The sequence below is a fragment of the Pseudomonas sp. PS01297 genome (assembly GCF_029959305.1).
GTDB classification, from domain to species: domain Bacteria; phylum Pseudomonadota; class Gammaproteobacteria; order Pseudomonadales; family Pseudomonadaceae; genus Aquipseudomonas; species Aquipseudomonas helleri.
Genome location: NZ_JASCPQ010000169.1, coordinates 1 through 5,630, shown reverse-complemented (window position 1 = coordinate 5,630; position 5,630 = coordinate 1). Strand labels below are relative to the sequence as shown.

Here is a 5,630-nt window from a genome sequence, read left to right as displayed (position 1 = left end):
GGCTTGCTCGCGATGCAGACGACTCATTCTTTCTGCAAAGCAGCGTTATCCGTATCGCGAGCAAGCCCGCTCCCACAAGGGTGGGCGTAGTGGTTAGCTAACGCGTTCCATATCAACGTGCGGAATGCCTGCTTCGAGGAATTCGTCGCTGACGATTTTGAAACCCAGGCGCTCATAGAACGGCGTTGCGTGCACTTGCGCGCTGAGCTGCTGCTTTTTGAGGCCGCGTTTTTCAGCTTCGCTGATCGCGGCCTGCATCAAGGCGTCGCCCACTTTGAGGCCGCGCCAGTCTTTGAGGACAGACACTCGTCCAATGTGGCCGTCCGGCAGCAGCCGGGCAGTACCAATCGGGAAATCGCCCTCATAAGCCAGAAAATGCACGGCATCTGCGTCGTCTGCGTCCCACTCAAGCTCTGGCGGGACTTGTTGTTCGGCAATAAACACCGCCTCACGAATGCGTCGAAGTTCGGCGTTGTCCTTATGCCAGTCGGCGACACGTACGTGAATGCTATTCATCGGCAAACCCCAGGCTTCCTTGTTTAACCAGCTCAAAGAGCAGGTTGCTTGCGTCTTCATCGGCCAGCCATGGGCCGAGGTTATCACTGTGCAGGGCATCGGCCGCGCAAATCATTTTCAGCAACTCGCGCAGTTTGCCCGGCAACAGGCGGCTTTGGCCGCTGGCGAACAACAGCAGGTCTTCGTCCACTTCAGACCAGGCCAGGCGTGCGCTCGGATTGCGGATCAGGATAGCGCCCTGTTCCAGGCTGTCGATCAGCTCGGGCTCTTCGAGTTCCGGGCCGACCACGAGTTCCGGGTAGCGTGGCTCGGTCATGAACTGGCCGAACCAGGTCAGCAGCATGCGCTCGTCGCTCATGTGCTCGGTCAGCAGGTTCTTCAGGCGGCCCAGAGCGTCGTGCTGAATCTGGTGCGGATCGCTTACAGGCTGCGCGTCAGCGTCAGTGTAGCGGTCTTCGTCCGGCAGATACTGGCTCAGGAAGTCGGTGAAGTGAGTCAGCACTTCGGCTGCGCTCGGGGCACGGAAACCGACCGAGTAGGTCAGGCAGTCGTCCACGGCAACGCCACAGTGGGCCAGGCGTGGCGGCAGGTAAAGCATGTCGCCGGGTTCCAGGGTCCACTCATCGGTGGCCTCGAACTCAGCCAGAATGCGCAGGTCGGCATGTTCCAGCAGCTTGCTGTCGGCGTCGCACATCTGGCCGATCTGCCAGTGGCGTTTGCCGTGGCCTTGCAGGAGGAACACGTCGTAGTTGTCGAAGTGCGGGCCAACGCTGCCGCCCGGGGCTGCATAGCTGATCATTACGTCATCGATGCGCCAGCTTGGCAGGAAGCGGAAGTTTTCCAGCAGTTCACCGACTTCCGGGACGAACTGGTCAACGGCTTGAACCAGCAGGGTCCACTCGCGCTCTGGCAGTTTGCCGAATTCGTCTTCTGCGAACGGGCCGCGGCGCAGTTCCCATGGGCGCTCGCCGTGCTCGATGATCAGGCGAGATTCGACTTCTTCTTCCAGCGCCAGACCGGCCAGTTCGTCGGCATCGATCGGGCTTTCGAAGTCAGGAATTGCCTGGCGGATCAGCAGTGGTTTTTTCTGCCAGTAGTCGCGCATGAACTCGCGCGCCGTGATGCCGCCCAGAAGTTGAAGAGGAGTATCAGGATTCATGTGTAACCTATTGAAAAAATGCGCTTTGTAATCAGGAATAAAAACGCCCGGCACGGCCGGGCGTTAATAGGTCGTTGCAGCGATCAGATACGCTTGGCTTGCTCGACCGCGTTGCCAATGTAGTTGGCAGGCGTCAGCAGCTTCAGCTCGGCCTTGGCCGCTTCCGGCATTTCAAGACCGTCGATGAACGTTTGCAGTGCTTCAGGGCTGATGCCCTTGCCGCGCGTCAGCTCTTTGAGCTTCTCGTACGGGTTTTCAATGTTGTAGCGACGCATCACGGTCTGGATTGGCTCGGCCAATACTTCCCAGCACGCGTCCAGGTCAGCAGCGATTTTTTGAGCGTTCAGCTCAAGCTTGCTGATGCCTTTGAGGCTGGCTTCGTATGCGATCACGCTGTGGGCGAAGCCGACACCGAGGTTACGCAGTACGGTGGAGTCGGTCAGGTCGCGCTGCCAGCGGGAGATTGGCAGTTTGCTGGCCAGGTGCTGGAACAAGGCGTTGGCGATACCCAGGTTGCCTTCTGAGTTTTCGAAGTCGATCGGGTTGACCTTGTGCGGCATGGTCGACGAACCGATTTCGCCCGCGATGGTGCGCTGCTTGAAGTAGCCCAAGGAGATGTAGCCCCAGATATCGCGGTCGAAGTCGATCAGGATGGTGTTGAAGCGCGCAATGGCGTCAAACAGCTCGGCAATGTAGTCGTGCGGTTCGATTTGCGTGGTGTACGGGTTGAAGCCCAGGCCCAACTCGTCTTCGATGAAGGCGCGGGCGTTGGCTTCCCAGTCGATCTGCGGGTAGGCCGACAGGTGGGCGTTGTAGTTGCCGACAGCGCCGTTGATTTTGCCCAGCAGCGGTACTGCAGCGACTTGAGCGATTTGACGCTCCAGACGGTACACCACGTTGGCCAGTTCTTTGCCCAAGGTAGTAGGCGAAGCCGGTTGGCCGTGGGTGCGCGACAGCATTGGCACGTCAGCGAAACGGATGGCCAGTTCGCGGATGGCTTGGGCGGTCTGGCGCATCAGCGGCAGCATCACGTCATCACGACCTTCACGCAGCATCAGGGCGTGGGACAGGTTGTTGATGTCCTCGCTGGTGCAGGCAAAGTGGATGAACTCACTGACGTTGGCCAGCTCAGGCAGCTTGGCGGCCTGTTCCTTGAGCAGGTACTCAATGGCTTTAACGTCGTGGTTGGTGGTGCGCTCGATCTCTTTGACACGCTCGGCGTGCTCCAGAGAGAAGTTTTCGGCCAGTTCGTTCAGAACGGCGTTGGCTTCGGCGGAGAAGGCCGGGACTTCAGGGATGGCAGCGTGAGCGGCCAGGCGCTGGAGCCAGCGAACTTCAACCAGAACGCGAGCACGGATCAGGCCGTACTCGCTGAAAATTGGGCGCAGGGCCTGGGTTTTGCCGGCGTAGCGGCCGTCAACAGGGGAAACCGCAGTGAGCGAAGAGAGCTGCATGGGGTGTTCTCGGACAGTCGGGCAACGAAATGGGGCGCGTATCATACATGAAAAAAACAGCCGGTCCGCTGCCAACTGACCGGCGTCTTACGCGTAACGAGGTTGCAACGTGTTCGTACTGGCGTGTTTCAGTTGCCGCGCAGCATCGGATAAAGCTCTTTGAGCAGCTTGCGGCGGCTAAAAACCAACTGCCAGCGATGACCGCCCAATTGGCGCCACAGCCGCGCAGAACGAATGCCGGCCAGCAGTAGTGCGCGAATCTTTGCCGCATTGTTCGGTTGCTGCAGGTTGCGCATGTCACCGTGAACCTGGATGCGCTGGCGCAGGGTACTCAGGGTGTCCTGATACAGTCCGCCGCAGGCCGCCACCACGTTTTCGTGGGCGGGGCCGAAGTGCTCAACCTGGGACTGGATTTGTGGCAGGCGCTTGCCAATCAGCTCAAGCATGTCATCGCGCTTGGCCAGTTGACGCTCAAGGCCGAGCATCGACAGGGCGTAGCGCAGCGGCTCGCGCTGCAGGGTGTTCGGGTCACGCTCAAGGGCGCCAATCAGTGCCCGATAGCCTTCGCGCAGGTTGCTGTCGTCACCGCCATAGACCTCAAGGGTGTCCTTGGGGTCGCGTACCAGCAGGCTGCCCAGCATGCAGGCCAGGTCGGCTTCGCTGATCTGGCCGGTCTTGGCGATCTTGTCGACCAGCACCGCGGCAAAAAACACGCCGCCCAGGGCTACCAGTTGCTCCTGAATCGGGTTCATGCGCGGTGGCCCTTGCTGGTCCACGGCTCGGCCACTTCGATCACGCCGCCGCCCAGGCACACTTCACCGTCGTAAAATACCACGGACTGGCCGGGGGTGACCGCGCGTTGCGGGTCGTCGAAGGTGGCGCGATAGCCAGTAGCGGTTTTTTCAAGGGTGCACGGCTGGTCGCTCTGGCGATAGCGGACCTTGGCGGTCAGGCGCAGCGGGCTACTCAGGTCGATCGGGTTGACCCAATAGATCTCGGAGGCGAGCAGGGCGCGGGAGAACAGCCACGGGTGGTCATTGCCCTGGCCAACGATCAGTTCGTTGTGCTCAAGGTCTTTGATCAGCACGTACCACGGCTCGTCACTGGCGTCTTTGAGACCGCCGATGCCCAAGCCCTGGCGCTGGCCGATGGTGTGGTACATCAGACCGTGGTGGCGGCCGATCACTTCACCTTCGGTGGTTTTGATTTCACCCGGCTGCGCGGGCAGGTACTGCTTGAGGAAGTCGCTGAAGCGGCGCTCGCCAATAAAGCAGATACCCGTGGAGTCTTTCTTTTTGGCGGTGGCCAGGCCGTGTTTTTCGGCGATGCGGCGCACTTCCGGTTTTTCCAGTTCGCCTACCGGGAACAAGGTCTTGGCAATCTGCTCGCCGCCGACGGCGTGCAGGAAGTAGCTCTGGTCCTTGTTCGGGTCGAGGCCCTTGAGCAGCTCTGTGCGGCCGTCAATGTCGCGACGGCGCACGTAGTGGCCGGTAGCGATCAGATCTGCGCCGAGCATCAGGGCGTAGTCGAGGAACGCCTTGAACTTGATTTCGCGGTTGCACAGGATGTCCGGGTTGGGCGTGCGCCCGGCCTTGTATTCGGCCAGGAAGTGCTCAAAGACGTTGTCCCAGTACTCGGCGGCAAAGTTGGCAGTGTGCAGCTTGATGCCAATTTTGTCGCACACGGCCTGGGCGTCAGCCAGGTCATCCATGGCGGTGCAGTAATCCGTTCCGTCGTCTTCCTCCCAGTTCTTCATGAACAGGCCTTCCACCTGATAGCCCTGCTCCATGAGCAGAACGGCGGAAACGGAAGAGTCTACACCGCCGGACATGCCGACGATGACGCGCTGTTGTTCGGGGGCGACTAAGGCTGGATCACGCATAGGGTTTCAATGAGTGCCTTGAAAAAGGACGCGATTCTATCAGGCCCGAGCGCTCAAGGCTAAACCGAAGGGCGGATTAACGTGAGGTCGAATAGTTGACCGCTTAGATAATCGTCGATGCACTGCAGGCTCAGCTCGCTGCGCCAGCGCTGGCGTTGCGCTATTAGCTCATCGCGGGTCAGCCATTGCGGGCCGATGATGCCGGTGTCCAGGGTGTATTCGGGGTGATGTTTGACGGCTTTGCCGGCAAAGCATACGCGCTGATACGTCACGCCGTTGCTCGGGGCGGTGTACAGATAAATGCCGATGACCCCGGTCAGCTCGACGTCGTAGCCGGTTTCTTCGAGGGTTTCGCGGATCGCCGCTTCAATCAGGGTTTCGTTCGGGTCCAGGTGCCCGGCGGGCTGGTTGAGCACGGCGCGCTCGCCGCTGTATTCCTCCACCATTAAAAAACGGCCATTGTCTTCAACGACCGTGGCGACGGTGATGTGGGGTTTCCATTCCATGTGAGGGTCTCGGTTTATTGGTGGATGCATATCCCCTGTGGGAGCGGGCTTGCTCGCGATGCAGGCGCTTCAGAATGTGCATTTTAAGCGCAGAAGCTATAGCGCGCAAGCCC

At 60.0% G+C, this 5,630-nt stretch carries 6 protein-coding genes; all 6 read right to left on the bottom strand.

Annotated elements, in window-relative coordinates:
• Positions 1–93: 93 nt before the first annotated feature.
• Positions 94–516, bottom strand: a complete 423-nt coding sequence (locus tag QMX84_RS25670; protein WP_262123893.1) for a GNAT family N-acetyltransferase — start codon at positions 514–516, stop codon at positions 94–96.
• Entirely contained in the window at positions 509–1,675 is a 1,167-nt protein-coding gene (locus QMX84_RS25665; protein ID WP_048368546.1) for a cupin domain-containing protein, read from the bottom strand. The genes QMX84_RS25670 and QMX84_RS25665 overlap by 8 nt, the downstream gene beginning before the upstream one ends.
• Positions 1,676–1,758: 83 nt before the next feature.
• Positions 1,759–3,129, bottom strand: coding sequence for an adenylosuccinate lyase (gene purB / locus QMX84_RS25660; protein ID WP_048368545.1), 1,371 nt, complete (start codon positions 3,127–3,129; stop codon positions 1,759–1,761).
• A gap of 128 nt (positions 3,130–3,257) precedes the next feature.
• A complete protein-coding gene (gene hflD, locus QMX84_RS25655; protein WP_048368544.1) occupies positions 3,258–3,881 on the bottom strand; it encodes a high frequency lysogenization protein HflD in 624 nt (207 codons plus the stop codon).
• Positions 3,878–5,011, bottom strand: a complete 1,134-nt coding sequence (mnmA, locus tag QMX84_RS25650; protein ID WP_048368543.1) for a tRNA 2-thiouridine(34) synthase MnmA — start codon at positions 5,009–5,011, stop codon at positions 3,878–3,880. The genes hflD and mnmA overlap by 4 nt, the downstream gene beginning before the upstream one ends.
• 59 nt (positions 5,012–5,070) lie before the next feature.
• On the bottom strand, positions 5,071–5,517 hold the full coding sequence (locus QMX84_RS25645) for an NUDIX hydrolase (RefSeq protein WP_048368542.1): 447 nt from the start codon (positions 5,515–5,517) through the stop codon (positions 5,071–5,073).
• Positions 5,518–5,630: the final 113 nt, after the last annotated feature.